15 protein-coding genes and 1 pseudogene are annotated in these 17,682 nt (G+C 38.8%); 7 read left to right on the top strand and 9 right to left on the bottom strand.

The features are described from left to right. Positions 1-44 precede the first annotated feature (44 nt). Together AC1M9P_RS12120 and dnaJ are read left to right on the top strand one after the other, a co-directional pair. Positions 45-422, top strand: a complete 378-nt coding sequence (locus AC1M9P_RS12120; protein ID WP_481587767.1) for a hypothetical protein — start codon at positions 45-47, stop codon at positions 420-422. Between the two features lie 94 nt (positions 423-516). Next, entirely contained in the window at positions 517-1,632 is a 1,116-nt protein-coding gene (gene dnaJ / locus AC1M9P_RS12115; RefSeq protein ID WP_035268804.1) for a molecular chaperone DnaJ, read from the top strand. Between the two features lie 246 nt (positions 1,633-1,878). Here the strand turns inward: dnaJ and AC1M9P_RS12110 are convergent, their stop codons facing one another. From AC1M9P_RS12110 to ubiG, 3 genes are read right to left on the bottom strand one after another with little or no spacing between them, the layout of a single operon-like run. After that, positions 1,879-2,625: a YciK family oxidoreductase gene (locus tag AC1M9P_RS12110; RefSeq protein ID WP_035268812.1), complete on the bottom strand. Its 747-nt coding sequence runs from the start codon at positions 2,623-2,625 to the stop codon at positions 1,879-1,881. Positions 2,626-2,649: 24 nt separating this feature from the next. Beyond that, positions 2,650-3,336, bottom strand: a complete 687-nt coding sequence (locus AC1M9P_RS12105) for an HAD family hydrolase (RefSeq protein WP_481587751.1) — start codon at positions 3,334-3,336, stop codon at positions 2,650-2,652. Further along, positions 3,333-4,049: a bifunctional 2-polyprenyl-6-hydroxyphenol methylase/3-demethylubiquinol 3-O-methyltransferase UbiG gene (gene ubiG / locus AC1M9P_RS12100; RefSeq protein ID WP_035268814.1), complete on the bottom strand. Its 717-nt coding sequence runs from the start codon at positions 4,047-4,049 to the stop codon at positions 3,333-3,335. Before ubiG ends, AC1M9P_RS12105 begins: the two co-directional genes overlap by 4 nt. Before the next feature lie 182 nt (positions 4,050-4,231). Between ubiG and AC1M9P_RS12095 the strand changes: the two genes are divergently transcribed. Beyond that, positions 4,232-4,849 (top strand): thiol:disulfide interchange protein DsbA/DsbL, encoded by a 618-nt coding sequence (locus tag AC1M9P_RS12095; RefSeq protein ID WP_180000355.1) that lies wholly within the window; start codon positions 4,232-4,234, stop codon positions 4,847-4,849. Between the two features lie 27 nt (positions 4,850-4,876). On the opposite strand, the gene AC1M9P_RS12090 is transcribed toward AC1M9P_RS12095, so the two are convergent. Continuing rightward, complete coding sequence (locus AC1M9P_RS12090) at positions 4,877-5,521, bottom strand: TetR family transcriptional regulator (RefSeq protein WP_180000353.1); 645 nt, start codon at positions 5,519-5,521, stop codon at positions 4,877-4,879. 176 nt (positions 5,522-5,697) lie between these two features. Between AC1M9P_RS12090 and AC1M9P_RS12085 the strand changes: the two genes are divergently transcribed. Both AC1M9P_RS12085 and AC1M9P_RS12080 read left to right on the top strand, forming a co-directional pair. Beyond that, positions 5,698-6,720, top strand: coding sequence for a flavin reductase family protein (locus AC1M9P_RS12085; protein WP_481587750.1), 1,023 nt, complete (start codon positions 5,698-5,700; stop codon positions 6,718-6,720). Between the two features lie 33 nt (positions 6,721-6,753). Then, entirely contained in the window at positions 6,754-7,896 is a 1,143-nt protein-coding gene (locus AC1M9P_RS12080; RefSeq protein ID WP_481587749.1) for a fatty acid desaturase family protein, read from the top strand. A 171-nt stretch (positions 7,897-8,067) separates the two neighbouring features. Here AC1M9P_RS12080 and AC1M9P_RS12075 read toward each other — a convergent pair whose 3' ends face one another. The 3 genes and pseudogenes from AC1M9P_RS12075 to AC1M9P_RS12065 all read right to left on the bottom strand — a co-directional run bounded on the left by AC1M9P_RS12075 (position 8,068) and on the right by AC1M9P_RS12065 (position 10,380). After that, positions 8,068-8,490 carry a hypothetical protein gene (locus AC1M9P_RS12075; protein ID WP_180028922.1) on the bottom strand — a complete coding sequence of 141 codons (423 nt, stop codon included), beginning with the start codon at positions 8,488-8,490 and terminating at the stop codon, positions 8,068-8,070. 1,163 nt (positions 8,491-9,653) lie between these two features. Continuing rightward, positions 9,654-9,938 (bottom strand): annotated as a pseudogene (locus tag AC1M9P_RS12070) (PAAR domain-containing protein); the annotation flags it as partial. Beyond that, positions 9,931-10,380: a PAAR domain-containing protein gene (locus tag AC1M9P_RS12065; protein ID WP_481587748.1), complete on the bottom strand. Its 450-nt coding sequence runs from the start codon at positions 10,378-10,380 to the stop codon at positions 9,931-9,933. The pseudogene AC1M9P_RS12070 and the gene AC1M9P_RS12065, both read right to left, overlap by 8 nt. 271 nt (positions 10,381-10,651) lie before the next feature. Between AC1M9P_RS12065 and rph the strand changes: the two genes are divergently transcribed. Both rph and AC1M9P_RS12055 read left to right on the top strand, forming a co-directional pair. Next, entirely contained in the window at positions 10,652-11,368 is a 717-nt protein-coding gene (gene rph, locus AC1M9P_RS12060) for a ribonuclease PH (protein WP_035270511.1), read from the top strand. A 306-nt stretch (positions 11,369-11,674) separates the two neighbouring features. Beyond that, the gene (locus AC1M9P_RS12055; protein WP_481587747.1) at positions 11,675-13,906 is read left to right on the top strand and encodes a phosphocholine-specific phospholipase C; all 2,232 of its coding nucleotides are present in this window, start codon (positions 11,675-11,677) and stop codon (positions 13,904-13,906) included. A gap of 61 nt (positions 13,907-13,967) precedes the next feature. Here AC1M9P_RS12055 and AC1M9P_RS12050 read toward each other — a convergent pair whose 3' ends face one another. Beyond that, the gene (locus tag AC1M9P_RS12050; protein ID WP_481587746.1) at positions 13,968-16,298 is read right to left on the bottom strand and encodes a DUF6351 family protein; all 2,331 of its coding nucleotides are present in this window, start codon (positions 16,296-16,298) and stop codon (positions 13,968-13,970) included. A 433-nt stretch (positions 16,299-16,731) separates the two neighbouring features. Then, positions 16,732-17,577, bottom strand: a complete 846-nt coding sequence (gene nadC, locus AC1M9P_RS12045; RefSeq protein ID WP_481587745.1) for a carboxylating nicotinate-nucleotide diphosphorylase — start codon at positions 17,575-17,577, stop codon at positions 16,732-16,734. Between the last annotated feature and the right edge of the window lie 105 nt (positions 17,578-17,682).

Raw genomic sequence — 17,682 nt, 5'->3', positions numbered from 1 at the left:
AAAAAAACTGAATGTGCACTCGGTTGAGGTATAAAAAAGCATCCATGGGGCGAGACAATTTAACAAGACATCGTCGATTAATTACGGTGTCTTATGTATTCATGTTTCTTGCATTGTTCACTGGTATCAGTGCTGCAATCGCCTATTTTTTAGCGCAAAAAGTGGCTCAAGCGCAAGACGCTGAAGTCTGGATCCATGCTCAAGCATTATGGATTGCACGAAATGTTGTGCTATTCATGATGATGGCCGCATTTGCTGCTCTTTGGTTTATTCCTGCCTGCTTTATCTATTGGGATAGTGTGTTATGGGTGAAAGGGTGTACGGTGATTGGTGTCATTTTTACCACAATTGCATGGCTATTTCTCCTAAATGCATGGCTTAAAGGCTTAGTTAAATATCTGCAGAAAAAAGCCGCTTTTTAAAATAATGATTTAATTTACTTGTAATCTCGGAATATGACCCCAACATATTCCGCAGAGAAGTCATATCAAATTTTTTTGTGGAGCATCGCCAGACATGGCTAAACGTGATTATTATGAGGTTTTAGGGGTTTCTAAAACAGCTAGTGATGATGAAATTAAAAAAGCCTACCGTAAGTTGGCGATGAAATATCATCCAGACCGTAACCCTGATAATGCTGAAGCAGAAGAAAAATTCAAAGAAGCTGCTGAAGCGTATGAAGTTTTGTCTGATAGTGAAAAACGCAGCATGTATGACCGCATGGGACATAATGCGTTTGAAGGCGGCTTCGGTGGCGGCGGCGGTGGTTTCGGTGGCGGTTTTAGCGCTGAAGACATTTTTAGTCAGTTTGGTGACATTTTCGGTGGCGCGTTTGGTGGCGGCGGTCGCCAACAGCGTCAAAGACGTGGTTCAGACTTACGTTATGTGCTTGAGCTCAGCTTAGAAGAAGCTGTACGTGGCGTAAAGAAAACAATCACTTTTACTGCGCCAGCACCATGTGAAGTGTGTGATGGTAAAGGTTCTAAAAACCCGAATGATGTTGAAACCTGTAAAACTTGTCACGGGGCTGGTCAGGTCCGTATGCAACAAGGTTTCTTCTCAGTTCAGCAAACGTGTAGCACTTGTCGCGGACAAGGTAAGATTATTAAAAATCCTTGTGGCACTTGTCATGGTTCAGGTGTTAAAGATCGTCAACAGACACTTGAAGTTACCATTCCTGCAGGCGTAGATAATGGCGATCGCGTTCGTTTAACTGGAAAAGGTGAAGCGATTCGTGATGGTCAATCAGGTGATCTATACGTAGAAGTTAATGTTCGTGAACATGAAATCTTCCAACGTGATGGCGCGGACTTGTATATGGATGTGCCGATTAGTATCGCTGATGCTGCATTGGGTAAAGAAATTGAGATTCCAACCCTTGATGGTCGTGTGAACTTGAAAGTACCTGAGGGAACACAAACAGGTAAAATGTTCCGTCTACGTGGCAAGGGTGTAAAACCAGTACGCACAAGTATGCAAGGTGATTTACTTTGCCGTATCGTGATTGAAACACCAGTCAACTTAACTGCACGTCAACGTGAACTTTTAAAAGAGTTACAAGAATCTTTAGATGGTGCGGACAGTAAATCTTCACCTAAAAAGAAATCATTCTTCGATCGTTTATTTGACTGATCAGAATGAAATAAAAGCCCGACATTATTGTCGGGTTTTTTATTGAGTTGTAAATACTTAAGACGCTTAAAGCAGGGTAAGTGATACTACCATTAGACAATTTCTTAGTTTATGGATGTATTCAAAAGTTGTTGAGACTTACTTATTTAAGCTTTCAAAATCAAAAGGTAAATTTTAATGGGTTTTGTTGGAACTATAATTTAAAAAAGAGGATCTGAAGATCCTCATTATGTAATTTTGAAAAAACTAATCCTGAGCATCAATACTCTGACCATTCATCCCTATACTGTCTTCGCCCATTAAATATAAATAAGCTGGCATGATTTGTTCAGGCGTTGCCAATACTTTCGGATCTTCATCAGGATATGCTTTAGCACGCATAGCTGTTCGTGTTGCACCAGGATTAATGCAGTTATAACGGATATTTGGATAGACATTTTCTTTTGCAAAAATTTGACTGACCGCTTCAATGGCAATTTTTGAAACTGAGTATGCGCCCCATTTCGCACGTGCTTCACGACCGACACCTGAGCTTGCAAAAACAACAGAGGCATTTTGAGATTTTTCTAATAATGGAAGTAAATGTTGAGTAAGAACAAAAGGTGCTCTTAAATTTACAGCCATTACATCATCCCACACTTCAGCAGGGTAGTGGGCCAATTCAACGCGCTCACCTAAAATCCCAGCATTGTGCAAAATCCCATCTAAACGACCAAATTGTTGGTCAAGCGTTTCAACAAGACGTTCGTAATCATATGCTGTTGCAGTAGAAAGTTGCAGTGGCAAAATTGCAGGTTGAGGAGCACCTAAACTTTCAATTTCGTCATAGATCACTTCTAACTTGTTCAGCGTTCTACCATGAAGAACGACGGTCGCACCATGTAAAGCATAGCTCAACGCTGCTGCGCGTCCAATGCCATCACCTGCACCCGTAATTAAAATTACTTTATCTTTCAATAAATCTGGGCGAGGTTGATATTCTGAATATTTCATGTGCGACCTCCTTCATTGTTCTAATTAAGCTGTTTTTTGGTGAGATTCGATCAATTCGATTAAGTGTTGATGTAATTCTTGTACATCATTCACTATACAATCTGCCTGCCAAGAATCTAAGTCATCTTTGTGTTCTAATGGTAAATATCCGTAAGCAGCCAAAATCGTGTACATATTTGCGCTTCGACCTGCATCAATATCACGTGGATGATCACCAACATAAATGCATTGTTCAGCTGGAACATTAATTTGTTGAGCAGCGAGATACATTGGTTCTGGGTCAGGTTTAGTGTGCTTAACATCTTCTGGGCATACGAGAACGGCACAACGTTCAGTTATGTTTAAGGCTTGAAGTAGTGCCTCACTCAGCCAACGAGGTTTGTTTGTCACAATTCCCCATGGAATATCGCGTTGTTCCAAGTCCTCAATTAAAGGATACATCCCTGCAAAAAGGTCTGTATCCACAGCAATATCAGCACCATAGATATCTAGAAAGCGCTGACGATGTGCAAGGAAAATAGGATCATCAACCTGTAATTCAGGATAAACCAATTTCACCATCGCCCGAGCCCCCTCGGAGACCTGAGTTCGGATCAGGGCTGCATCTACGATCTCTCGACCTTCTTCACGACACATTGCTTGAATAATACGAATAAAATCCGCAGCAGTGTCAATTAAAGTCCCATCTAGGTCGAAAAGTACGGCCTTCATTCATTCACCTCATTATGCGTGTAAACCATATAGTTCACATCGACATTTGGGGCTAACCAATAATGTTTAGTTAATGGGTTGTAATGTAAGCCTGTCATATCTTTAAGTTTTAAACCTGCGTTACGAATATCATGCGCTAATTCAGAAGGTTTAATAAATTTATGATAGTCATGAGTTCCTTTTTTCAAAAGACGTAACACATACTCTGCACCGATAATCGCAAATAAATATGATTTTGGATTACGGTTAATGGTGGAGAAGAATACATGACCGTTTGGTTTCACCAGTTTTTGGCATGCTTGAATGATTGACGCTGGATCTGGTACATGTTCCAACATTTCCATACAAGTTACGACATCGTATTGACCAGCTTGTTCTTCAGCCAATTGCTCAACTGGAATTTGACGATATTCGATATTGGTTACGTTTTCTTGTTCTGCATGCAGACGTGCGACATTTAATGGTGCTGCGCCCATATCGATACCGAGGACATCGGCACCACGGCGTGCCATACTTTCAGCCAAAATACCGCCGCCACATCCCACATCTAGGACTTTTTTGCCACTAAGACCACCTGCATGTTCATCAATCCAATTCAATCGTAATGGATTGATTTGATGGAGAGGGCGAAACTCAGAGTGTTGATCCCACCATACTGCAGCAAGTGCTTCAAATTTAGCAATTTCTTGTGGGTCAACATTCAGTTGAGTCATTACAGCCACCTTAGCAAAGTTCGTTTTAATGGGTAGAATTTATATCAGATCTTAGTGTATCGCTAATTCCAAAAAAAGCGATAAATCTTGTAAAAAAGTTCACAGAATCAAAACGATTTTCTCATATTTGTTTTATAGTGAAACCATATGCTAATCAGAATGATTTAGAGGATAAAAACTTAATGAAAAAGGTGGTTTTTAGTGGTGTTGCCGCTGCGGTGCTGATGGCACTTTCAACAGGTGCAATGGCGAACTTTGTTGAAGGCAAAGATTATACGGTCGTGCAAAACCCAGGAAAGGTTGATGTCGCTGGTAAATTGGAAGTACGTGAGTTCTTTTGGTATGGCTGTGGTCATTGCTTTACTTTAGAACCTCATATGCAATCTTGGTTACGTAAAATTCCAAAAGATGTGAATTTTGTCCGTACACCTGCTGCAATGAACAAAGTATGGGAACAGAATGCACGTGGCTACTATGTTTCTGAAGCACTTGGTGTTCGTAAACGTACCCATTTGCCTTTATTCCACGCGATCCATGACAAAGGTCAGCAGATTTTTGACCAAAAATCACAAGCGCAATTCTTTACGAAATATGGTATCCCAGAAGCGAAATTCAATAGTTTATATAATTCTTTCGCAATTACTGCCAAAGTCTCTCAAGCGAATAAATTAGCGCAACAATATCAATTGACGGGTGTGCCAGCTGTTGTAGTAAATGGGAAATATGTCGTACAAGGTGATAATGGCCGCGTGTTACAAGTGGTCGATTATCTATTGGATAAAGAGCGCAAAGCTAAATAATAGAAAACCCGCATTGAGCGGGTTTTTTTATGCCTCAGTAGTATTCCAATTCAAAATTCCTTTAAAGATTAATCGTATTTGGGTAATCGACTGTTTTTTGAGTACCAGTTTTTGTAATTCAAGCTCCATACCTGAATATTGACGGCCCAAGCTAATCCAAGACATTGCCCATGTGAAACATAAATTAATTAAAATATTCGACAACATTTTTAGATCATCAGCTTGATGAAAATTTTGTACGATTTCGAATTTTTGTAGGTCATTGGCCAAATCAGAATTTAGAAACTCAATTTCACGAGCAATCGCACGTCTTACCACTTCAGAGCCACCCCAGCGCTCTGCGATCATAAAAATCCAAGGTTGGGTATTTAAATCGATGGCTTCAAAAAAAAGTTCCATGCTGGTTTCGGCTTTAGCATCAGGGTGGGCTAAACCTTGACCGAGCTGATGAAGTACGGTTTTCAAATATAACGCGACTTGATCCACTAACTCTTGGCCTAATTCATCCATATCTTGAAAATGTCGATAAAAGGCTGTTGGCACCAAACCAACCTCACGTGCAACTTCACGCAGACTAATACTGCTAAATGAACGGCCAGATGTGCTTAAGCGCAAAGCGGCATCCAGTAAAGCCTGACGACTTTGTTGTTTACGTTCATCGCGTATAGACATCTTAAAACCTGAGAAGTGAAGTCGAGATGAGTCTATCAAAAAAATATAAAAATTAAACGACGAATGTCAGTGAACATGTGTTGACTCAATTTTAAAATCAATATAGTGTACACATGTTCACTATTAGAACACTTGTTCACTCAATTAAATTGAAATACAAAAGAGGAACGTTTGAGATGAGTAGTTATCTGTCATATCGACCTGAATGGATTCGAGAAGATTTCGTCGATTTTATCGCTGAAAAAATACATCCCACTTTGGCTTGGAAAAAAGTCAAAGCATCGCTCGTGAGTCGTCAGGCACTTAGTCACGATTTCTATGAGATTCATTTATGTCCAAATCACAATTTCGATTTTCAACAAATTGAGGCAGGGCAAAGTGTTTTAGTCACAGTCGTAGTTGCAGGCGTGCGTCTACAACGTAGTTATTCGATTGTGGAAATTTCTGCGACAGGTAATCTGGTGATTGCTGTCCGAGCTCAAGGAGTAGTGTCGAATTGTTTAAGCCAATTGGCGATAGGTTCTGTTGTGGAAATTTCTCAAGCGCAAGGTGAATTTACGCTTGAGCCGACTCAACAGCCAATTGTGTTGTTGGCATCGGGGAGTGGCATTACCGCCATTTATGCATTGCTTACGAAGGCTTTAAACACATTATCTGTACCTATCTATTTGATTTATTTCTGTCGAGATGACGCGTTCCACGTGAAACTACAACACCTCGCTTCAAAACATGATCATTTTAATTATCACTATTTTAATACACGCCAACATAAACAATATCTGACAGTGGCGTTGTTAGAGCAGTTAATGTCAAGTTTTAGGCAAGCACAGATTTATGCATGCGGTGCAACTTCGATGATGCAAGCTGTAAATCAAATTTGTCATGAAGAGGGGATCAGCAATCAGCTCAAACAAGAGTTTTTTCAAATCCGTGTAGATGAAGAAATTGAAAAACAATCTGTCACGTTTATCCGCAGTCAGAAATCGTTTGAAGCTCAAAAAAGTTTATTGGTGAGTGCTGAAGAGGCTGGATTAAGACCAGCTCATGGATGCCGAATGGGTATTTGTAATGCATGTGTCTGTAACAAAGTCAGTGGCGCTACTAAAAATATGCTCACAGGTGAAATTGAACATGAGCCAAATCGACAAATTAAATTATGTATTAGTCAGGCAGTAAGCCCTGTTGTGATTAATTTGTAATTTAACGGTATCGTATAAGACTGGAGAAAAATAATGAATATGTCACTTAATACAACATGGCAATCAAAATCTAAACATCTGACCGCTGAGCAAATTGAAGCATTTGGACAACGCGTTGAGCAGATTCGACTCAGTATTATGAATGATTTGGGTGAACAAGATGCCAAATATATATATAAGATTCGCAACTTTGTTCGCTATAGCGAGATTGGCTCACGTGCATTGCTGATGTTTGGTGGTTGGATTCCACCTGTTTGGTTGGTGGGTACAGGATTACTGGGCGTGTCCAAAATTGTTGAAAATATGGAGCTTGGACATAATGTGATGCATGGTCAATTTGACTGGTTGAATGATCCAAGTTTAAACGGTGCGACATATGACTGGGACACCATCTCAACAGGCGATGACTGGAAATATACCCATAACTATGTACATCACACCTATACCAATATTGTGGGTATGGATCATGATGTAGGTTATGGTCTACTTCGTGTTTCAGCATCTCAACCGTGGGAACCAAGATTTTTGTTTAATATTCCATTAGCAATTCAATTGATGGTGTTTTTTGAATGGTATGTCGGTGTTCAAAACCTACACTTGGAAGACGCGCTTGTTTATAAAACCAAATCTTGGAAACAAGTGTGGAAAGATGCTGAAAAATTAAGAAAAAAAGTACGACGTCAGGTGGTAAAAGATTATGTCTTTTTCCCGATTATAGCTGGTCCAAATGCGCTTCCTGTCTTCGTAGGCAATGCAGTTGCAAATGTGATTAGAAGTTTATGGTCATCTGCAGTGATTTTTAATGGTCATTTTACTGAAGATGCAGAAACATTTGAGATGGATAATACCGAAAATGAAACGCGAGCAGAATGGTATTTACGTCAAATTCGAGGTTCAAGTAACTTTACGGGAACATCATGGCTGCATATTTTGAGTGGTAATTTGAGTCATCAAATCGAGCATCATTTATTCCCTGATATGCCTGCAAATCGCTATGCAGAAGCTGCGCCAAAAATTAAAGCATTATGTGAGGAATATGGCATTCACTATAATGAAGCTAACTTTATGAAACAATTCTGGAGCGTTTGGGTTCGTTTAGCTAAATGTTCTTTACCAAATGATAAGACAGCTAAAATTTCTCAATCTATAAGAAAATTAAGAGGAATATTTGCTTGAGTACCACTATTTAGTTTAATTCATGAAAGGCATGGAGCATTGATCAAAGTTTTAAGCGTGGAACGTGAAGAGTCAACAAAAAAGCCCGATTGGTGAGGATCGGGCTTTTGAATCAAATAAAGGTACTTAAATTAAAAAATGGGTATTACGTTAATTGTAAGGAATCTAAAGTTACTCAGAAGACAAAAATATTATTCCAACATCTAGTTGTTCTAACTTACTAGGATCAGAATTAGAAACTTGTTCCTGAAGTTTTTCAGAATAATCATATATTTTCGTTCTATAACCAGGAAATTGAATATAAATATGTGCAGCACTCATATTCCAATCTTTTAAACTTGGTTTTATCAAATAATATTTTAGTGTTTCAGGAGAAATTTTAAACTTACCTTTGCTATCGGTTGTAATAGAATTATGACTATCTCTAGCTGTATCATATCCAATATAACCATGATAATTGGCAATAGGTTTTTTGCTTTCAATACTATATATATAGCCTGTAGTTTCAGGAGTTAAATATAAAGTCTTTTGAGTGCAAGCTACTAAAAAAGTGGATATAAATATTATAAGCAAATGACTAAAAAAAAATTTCATTTTGTAATTCCAGAAATAAATAAAAGCCCAGCTACGTCTTCTTGACTTGCTACAGATCGTTCATGAAATAGAGTTATATTATTTTCATTTTCATCTGCATATTTCATTAAATCAATTTCTCCACTTTTTGGATAAGTAGTACCTGCTTTTGGACTTTGATTAATAATTCCAGAGGTGGATTTATGCCCTTTTGAATGCTTTTGACCGCTATAAGCTAACAATAATTCATGTCCCATTTCATGTGCAAATGTAAGTCTAAATTGTTTATTTGCTTTTGATGCATCCCAAAATTGCCATATAGCCCCTCTCGATGTGTTAAATAACATATAACCAGTATTATAAAATGTACTCCTGTAAAGCTCCCAATTAGCACTTCTACTTGGACGCCAATTAGTAGCAAATATTAACTTCATCATAGGCATCATATTTACTGTTGACTCTTGAGCAGTTAGAAAAACCTCATAATTTTTTCCATCTAACAATATACTTTTTCCAACTGGATGAGAGCCATTTCGACTCCAGTAATATTTCATTCCATCTAAAGCCATTGTTTTTAATTGTTCATAGGAAACATTCCTTGACCGATATGGAGGTTTTCCTATGAGAATCTGATTTGGTGGGATATATTTCCAAGAATCAATACCTTGTTCCCCCCCATCTGACAGACCAACTCTTAATGTAATTGCTATCTTTAAGGTTTTTTTATTAATTAAAATGTCTATCCAATCTTTATCTTTATACTTAAATTTTACATTTTTAGTCTGACTACATTGCTCTTTATCAAAGGCATAGCCTTTTATTCTAAAATTAATGCCATCTTTTGAAGTAAATTTTTTGCTATCATAGATATCATTTACGAACCCGTCCCAATCAACTTTTATTTTTTTTCCTGGGTGATGTGGGCCTGAAATTCTTTTTATTAACTGATATTTCCCAGGTTCCATCTCTATCTCTAATTTTAGATATTCAAAAATTCCAGCCTTAATTTTGATTTCATAATCAATTTTATCATTTGATTTTTTTCCTTGATAAGAAGGAACACCACAAGGTATAAATAAATCTGTTTTAATACTGATTTTACTCAACTCAATATCGAAATTATTTTTGTCAGACAAAAAGTTATTAGTAAGTTGGTTATTAGTCGTTTGCAAATTAGAAATGGTCGAACTACTAGAACCATTTCCACTTGTCCCAACAACATGAACTTGTTTTGGCATCAAAGTAGCACCACACGTGAACTTATCACCGACATAAGCGACTGCTTTACCATCAAAAATTACATGGTCATTACTCTTAATCAAAGTTGACCACGTTTTACATTTTGGACAAGCAAAACCATCTCCCGCACGAAGAAATAGGTTTCCCATTTGAGAACTTCGCGATTGAGTGGATAACACTGTTCCGCCATGACTTGTTGTAGAACCATGTATGCCAAAGCCTTTAGACACTTTTTGATCCTCCAATCATCGAAATCATGAAATCTTTGGGTAAAGCGGCATCATGATACAAACGTAAGACATGAGCGGTTATTGGACTATCGATAATTTCATCACCATTTTCTAATAGGGAGCCAATAAGTGCTGCGGCTCGATTATGAACAGTGATGGCACTACCAGCACCAGAGATAATTTTTGCTGTTGAAGCATCAGTGTAGATCGCTTCATCACCTACTAAAGCTAAAGAAATACCTTTGACCTTATAGGTATCAGTAGAGGCTCTTACTAAACCACCTTTTTTCGTTTTAGAACCATTAAATGCAGCATAAACTTTGGTATACGGCTTATTATTCCAGTAGAGTTGCTCTGCTTGGTGAATCTTTTGAATATCATCTTGGGAAAGCTTTTTTAGCTGCTCTTCTGGCAGTTCATGCAAAAAAATAGGGCTAGTCATGCTAGATCCAATTATTCTAATTTAATAAAGAATAACAAAATACAGAATGAAGAAAAAGTTCAAAATGTAATCACACATTATCAAGAATAGTGATCATTATACATATGGGCGTTAAACGAAGTCTGATCATTTTTTATTTCAACTCAGTTCAAACCAATGTATGTTTTTAAATGAAACTGCAATTTTAAAACACGGACTTATAACAAAGTTAGATGCCATCAATCTGCTATAATGTGCCCAATCTTTTTTTAAGTAAAAATTAGGACGTATTATGCGTATTGACCAGCGTGCATTAGACCAGTTACGTGATGTTAAAATTACTCGAAACTATACACGTTATGCAGAAGGTTCAGTTTTAGTTGAATTTGGTCATACCAAAGTTCTTTGTACTGCCAGTGTTGATAATTCAGTACCGCGCTTCTTGAAAGGAAAAGGCCAAGGTTGGGTGACTGCTGAATATGGCATGTTGCCACGTTCAACCCATACACGCAGTGACCGTGAGGCAGCTCGTGGTAAACAAAGTGGACGTACTCAAGAAATTCAACGCTTAATCGGTCGTAGCTTACGTGCTATGGTGGATTTGAAGAAATTGGGTGAAAACACGATTACAATCGACTGTGATGTTATTCAAGCTGATGGTGGTACACGTACTGCGTCTATTACAGGTGCTGCGGTAGCCTTGATTGATGCTATGAATTCATTACTTGAGAAAAAGAAAATCAAACAAGATCCACTCAAAGGATTGGTGGCTGCAATTTCTGTTGGTATCTATCAAGACGAAGTACTACTCGACTTATGTTATGAAGAAGATTCAAACTGCCAAACAGACTTGAATGTGGTGATGACTCAGGCGGGTGAGTTTATTGAAATTCAAGGTACTGCGGAAGATAAACCGTTCACGCGTACGCAATGTAACGCAATGCTTGAAATGGCTGAGAAAGGCATTCAAGAGTTAATTCAAAAGCAACAACAAGCACTAGGCTGGTAATGCATTTGATAGCATGCGTTGATTGTAAAAAAGCACCTTGATAGAGGTGCTTTTTTTATTTCATAGATTTGCAATTGAAGCTTCATTGCAGCGTCACGAAAAAAGCGTATCACTGAGTTCGCATAAAACGAGAAGGATAACTACATGCGAGCTTATTTTTTTATACTCATCCTTACACCGAGTATTTTGTTAACAGCTTGTGGGGGAGATGATGATAACCAAACATCCAAACCGCAACCTTCAGATCCAAGCTGTGAAATCCACTGTGCTCCATAACCATAACAAGAATAAAAACAGGATAATTGTATGAACCGTCGTGACTTTATTTTAAATTCGACCAAGACATTATTGGGTGCATCTGCATTAGCGAGTTTTCCGCTGAGTATTCAAAAAGCTTTAGCAATTGATGCAAAAGTGGAAACTGGCACTATTCAAGATGTGAAACATGTGGTGATTTTGACTCAAGAAAATCGTTCTTTTGATAACTATTTTGGAACATTCAAAGGAGTACGTGGTTTTGGTGATCGATTCACCATTCCATTGAGTGGTAAAAGAGCGGTGTGGGAACAGTATGATGCCAACAAAAATAAAATTTTGCCTTATCACCTAGACAGTTCATTGGGCAATGCTCAACGTGTTTCGGGCACACCTCATTCATGGAAGGATGGTCAAGCCGCTTGGGATTGTGGGCGTATGGGCAATTGGGTGGAACATAAACAACCTCAATCCATGGGTTATTTTAAGAAACAAGAACTCGAGTTCCAGTTTGCGCTGGCGGAAGCATTTACTTTATGTGATGCCTATCATTGTGCCATGCACGCGGGAACTAATCCTAATCGTAAATTTATTTGGACGGGGACCAATGGGCCAACTGCTGCAGGTGTCGCGAGTGTAGTCAATGAGTTTGATAGTATTGGCTCATCAATGATCGGTTACGACTGGACCACGTATCCTGAACGATTACAGCAGGCTGGGATTAGTTGGAAGGTTTATCAAAATATGCCCGATAATTTTACGGATAATCCTTTGGCTGGATTTAAGCAATATCGTAAAGCCAATGAATTATCTGGTAAGCCGGTTAGCCATGCCAATATTTTGTCGCCTGAATATGATGAGCGTATTGATCAACGGCAATCTCTCTATAAGGGTATTGCCAATACGATGCCTAAGGACGGCGGTTTATTAGGACAATTTAAACAAGATATCTTAGAGGGTAAATTGCCACAGGTGAGCTGGGTGGTCGCACCAGCAGCGTATAGTGAACATCCGGGACCATCAAGTCCTGTTCAAGGCGCGTGGTACATTCAAGAACTGTTAAACACTTTAACGGCAGATCCAGAGTTATGGAGTCAGACGGTTTTACTGGTCAATTTTGATGAAAATGATGGTTTCTTTGATCATGTACCATCGCCATCTGCACCATCAAGAGAAATCAATGAAGCAGGTGATATCGTTAAAGTTCATGGTAAAACCACGTTATCAGAACAAGAGATATCATATGAATATTTCAATCACCCACGTGTATCAGGTTCGACAGCACAGCCTGAATTAAAATTTAAAAATGGTAAGAATGAAAACTTCTGGCATGGTGTGTATGGTCCAGGAGTACGTGTTCCTATGTATATCATTTCACCATGGAGTCGTGGGGGATGGGTCAACTCTCAGGTATTTGATCATACCTCAATTATTCAATTTCTTGAGCAACGTTTTGGCGTGCAAGAGCCTAATATTAGCCCTTATCGTAGAGCGGTCTGTGGTGACCTTACGTCGGCGTTTGACTTTAAGACACCTAACTTTAATATTCTGCCAACACTCAATGGGCAAAGAACAAAACAAGAAGCTGACAATACGCGTCATTCGCAAGAGCAACTGAGCAAGGTTCCAGTCCCAGCAAATCAACAATTTCCTGTGCAAGAATCTGGAATACGTCATTCTCGAGCATTACCTTATTTATTACATACCAGCGCGCGCGTACAGGTTGCAACCCGAAACATACAATTGATTTTCGCAAATGGTGGAGAACAAGGTGCGGTTTTCCATGTCTATGACAAACTAGATTTAAATGCCATTCCTCGACGTTTTATGGTGGAGGCAGGCAAACAGCTTGAGGATGTTTGGGAGCTAGTAGATGATCAATATGATCTTTGGGTACTTGGACCAAACGGTTATCATCGAGCATTTAAAGGAAATCTTCACCATCAAATTGAAAGAAATCATTTGCCAGAAATTCGAATTTGCTATGAAGCTTGTCAACCTAAAATAATTTTAAAAATACGGCATGATGGTACTGAAGCCGTGGAGATGATGGTCAAGGACAATGCGTACTACAATCAAAAAATGTGGACTGTCAAAACTCAATCGAATGAGGCTGAACTTCATCTCGATTTAACGGAGTCTTGGGGATGGTATGATTTTAATGTTGTGATCGCCCAACAGCAGAGAGAGCAGGCTTATGAACGTCGATTTGCTGGACGTATTGAAACAGGGCAGCACACATGTACTGATCCTATGATGGGATTATTGCAACCTAAACCTTAAACACGAAGTAAAAAAAGCCGTGAATGTTCACGGCTTTTTTCAGAATTGAAAAATTCAGGTATTAAGACAGTTGAAATGAATTAGAGATCCAACCCTTCGGAAGTTGAGGCATTATAAGCTCCTCAGGGCGATTTGGATCTTCATCCAGTTGCTTACCACCGTAAATGACATCATTGTTCTGTCCATTTTGATTTTGATACGTTAACCACGGATAGGTTTTACCAAACCCAACAGGATCTTGGGTGTAATCACAAACACCATCTGGAAAAACTTTTTGTAATCGAGTCCATTGCTCATCTGTAAAGTTAATATTGGGGTAAAGGCGACGTGTGAGTGGTTGTAGTTTACATTTATTGGCGTAGGTACTAATTTGATCACCTGCTACCATTCGCGGTGTTTTATAGACCGGTACACGAAGGTTATTGCAGAACCCAGATCTTCGAATCGTTCCTAATGTGATACATGAGTCGTTAAGATTTACTTTATTGCGAGTGAGTTTCTGTGGCAGAGGTAAATTGCTTGTATCATTTTTTACGCGATCCAACCATTGGTTCATATCATCGAAACTGATTTCTAAACATTTAAGATCGCCAATCATAATGGTATCACCTCCATAAAGAAGCTGATTGTTATGATGTCCGTGTGCTTTGTCTAAACGTGCTCTAATCGCGAATGCTCGGTAAGCATCATGGAAGATCGCTGGATCTGGACCACGACAATCAATAATCGCCACTTGATCTAAATTATTGGCAACATTGATTAAACCAGTTCGATAAGCATTTTTTAAACCTTGCTCCGTGGCATATAACCGTTCGGGAATTGGATTAATATCAATATCAACTCCACCGAGGCGTTCATTTAATAAAACAAATTTTTCAGCATTGATCACACCATCAAATAAGGTTTGAAGCCCGTATTGCACACCGACATTATCAATTGGTAGGTTAGCAAACCCAATATTTCGCTGGTTTTCGACAGGACTCCAAATTTGTCTAAGCTGTTGTGTATTTGGATCAACTTCAGTTGGATTTCTGAGACCCAACAAATTTACAGCAGCCTCTTGAATTGAACAGCGTGTCCCATTCGGATTTGAGGTGGCATTGTACAGTTGTGTTTCTGATATTCCGCTACAAATTGTATTTGGTCGAGCAACATCGAATTGCGCAAGTTCACTGACATAACCATTAATCTCAGAAATATGACCTTGAATATGGTTAATTTGATGAGGGAGGAAAGAGCGGCCTTCTGCTGTTTTAAAATAATTGATCATAATATGATAATCAGCAAACTGAGACGCTGTACTCCATGCATCAGGGAAGGAGCACGTTACTAACAAACCTTGGTATACACCTGGATAAGCGTTAGCTACCCATTGAGATGCGAGCGCGCCACCTGAGCAGCCTTGTCCAATGGTGTAGTCTAAAGTGCCGTATTGTTCGATAAAACGTTCTTTGGCCATAATGATTGATTCAGCTTGAACAGCCAAATTACAGTTATGTCCACTGTTGGATAGCGCCGTAGACATGACGCCATAACCTTTGCCCAAAGCCTTGATGGTAATATCTGGCAAAATAGAAGTTGATGTCGCAACCACGGTAGGTGCAGTTGCAGACTGATAATCATTTCCGCAACTTTGCCCATGGGTTACTAACAGCTTATTATTAAATTGGGGTTGTGGATTCAGCGCAGTCCAAGGCTGATTAGGATTAAACAATACAGCAAACCGATATTCATCACGATTTTGATAGCCAACCTCCTCTCTAATGATAAATGGCACTTCTACGCCTGTATCGGTCTTAATTTTGGAAATTAGACCCGCCGAAGGTGGTTTCTCAGGATTATAGGTCTGTAAAGTTCCGACCAAATTCCGATAGTAGTAATTATATTGAACAGGTTTACGACAAAATAAATCAGTCGAGCCGTTGGTACAGGTCCATGGATTAATTTGAGGTCCAGATAAAAGAGGGCCTGTGGTACTGAAATTTTTTAAATATAAATTTTGAATTGCGTTTGGTGTTTCAATTTTAAGTAGATTTTCCCCTAACTGTAATCCATCCAATAGCACTCTATTCTGAGCATTGGAAAAGCGAGATTTGATGTCCTGTCCATTTAAATGAATGCTTATATTTGCGTCATTAAAATTAATCGATGGGTCTAATTCGATCAATACATCATTATCTGTCACAAGATCGGGGCGAGTTGATAAAACAGTCACGAATTCTTTTTCAATTTTATTCGTTGGATTGTCAGGATCAGTTGGATTGGTCGGAGTTGGCTGTGATCCATTACCACCGCCTGAATTCCCCCCAGATTCGCTGGAGCTTTTACAACCGACGAGTAAGCTGCTACTAATCGCGACGCTTAAAAGCGTATAGATCATTTGCGTTTTCATGTGATTTCCCTAATGTACAACATGGTGGATGCAATCGATCCGATGACTGCATTTCTTTTTATTTATTCACTGACATTCAGCATGGTCTATGCGTTGACACCCTCCTATTATTTAGACAATGCGAACTCATGGTTTAATTGTATTTATTGGCTTCACTATGAATGAAAATTAGGCAGCATTCCATGACAGAAAATTGAATAATTGTAAAATTAAGGCGAATAAATAGTTGAAATTTAATGATTTACTTTGCATTCTATGGATTTAGCATGATTTTGATTAAAAAATAATCTTAAAGCGTGGAAGGTATCAACTAGGACCATATAAATTCAAATTTTTTTGTATTCTTGCGATAAAGTTAATGTAGCATCACAGTTTTAAGCAAATAAAAAAAGGAGCAAAGCCCCTTTTTTATTGAGAGATAGGATTGAATCAATTAAGCGTTAAAGCGCATAGATAAATCGATGGCTTTGACATCTTTAGTCAGTACACCCATGGAAATAAAGTCGACGCCTGAAGTAGCAACTTCACGTAAGTTCTCGATGGTAATATTACCTGAAGCTTCTAATTTACAACGACCAGCCACATGCTTGACTGCATCAATCATTTGTTGTTGGCTGAAATTGTCCAACATGACGATATCGGCACCAGCATCTAAAGCTTGGTTTAACTCATCCCAAGTTTCAACTTCGACTTCCACAGGTTTACCTGGTGCAATGGCATGCGCTTTTTCGATTGCTTGCTGAATGCCACCTGCAGCCATAATATGGTTTTCTTTAATTAAAAAAGCATCGAATAAACCTAAACGATGGTTTTGACCACCACCTACACCCACCGCATATTTTTGCGCAATACGTAAGCCAGGTAATGTTTTACGTGTATCCAGTAGTTTGGTATTTAAACCTTCTAAATGTTTCACATATTCAGCCGTTTTTGTAGCAACAGCAGAAAGGGTTTGTACAAAATTAAGTGCTGGGCGTTCAACGGTTAACAGACTGCGTGCTGAGCCGGCAAGTTTTAAAAATGCCTCATTGGCTTGAACTTGATCGCCATCTTGCTTTAACCAAATCACATTAACGCTTGGATCATAGGCTTTAATTAAAGCATTCACCCACGGTTGCCCTGCAAGAATCATCGTTTCGCGACTGATAATGGTTGCTGTTGCTTGTTCATCTTCAGGTGTCAGCAATGCGGTGATATCACGCTCACCAATATCTTCTTGCAATGCTTGTTGGATATTGATTTGAATTGATTGTTCAAGCAAAGATTGCGGTATGCTCATAAAATCCCTATTGTAGGCACCAGAAAAATGAGCAATATATTACCATTGCACCTCAAGTAATGGTGCTGTTTTTTTCGTCCAAGTCTTTTCCAAAGATGAGCGTGG

Source organism: Acinetobacter sp. 25-47-122 (assembly GCF_056779695.1).
This window is presented reverse-complemented; position numbering and strand designations above follow the sequence as displayed.